Origin of the sequence: Mesorhizobium sp. M7A.F.Ca.CA.001.10.2.1 (assembly GCF_003998575.1) — a bacterium.
GTDB lineage: Bacteria > Pseudomonadota > Alphaproteobacteria > Rhizobiales > Rhizobiaceae > Mesorhizobium.
The window spans coordinates 1-452 of record NZ_RZQY01001358.1; the positions used below are offsets into that span (position 1 = coordinate 1).

Genomic DNA, 452 nt, shown 5'->3' on the forward strand with positions numbered 1-452 from the left:
CGGCAAACACGGCCGTGCCTTCCATGGCGCTGGCGGATTGCAGTGCGATAACAGCCATGGAGAGACCGATCACCGGCCGGAAAATAGATCCGCGCACGGTCGACAATCTTGGGAAAAAACGCATCGCATTTTCCTCAGGCTGCGGTCGGGCTTGGGATGCGCGGCAGGTTTTCCGCCAGGAAGCGCCAGTCATCCCGCTCGCTTTCGCCTTCATGACGCTTGCCGAAGAACTGGATGAACATCTTGCCGTCGGAATCATAGACCTCAAGCGAGGTGACATGACCGTCCTTGGTCGGCTTGCGCACCGCCCAGACCTCCTGGATGTGGTCGGTGCGCAAATGCAGGTGGAAGGTTTCGTCCAGCACGTTGATCCATGGCCCCATCGGCTTGATCGACTTGATCGGACCGGAATGGATCTGGATGCAGCCGCGGTTTCCCACAAAGCACATGAT

Annotated in this window: 1 protein-coding gene; it reads right to left on the minus strand. The window is 58.6% G+C overall.

Annotation, left to right across the window (positions count from 1 at the left end):
• Window positions 1-134: 134 nt before the first annotated feature.
• The coding region (locus tag EN964_RS37065; RefSeq protein WP_281059615.1) for a ChuX/HutX family heme-like substrate-binding protein at window positions 135-452 on the minus strand (318 nt) is incomplete at its 5' end.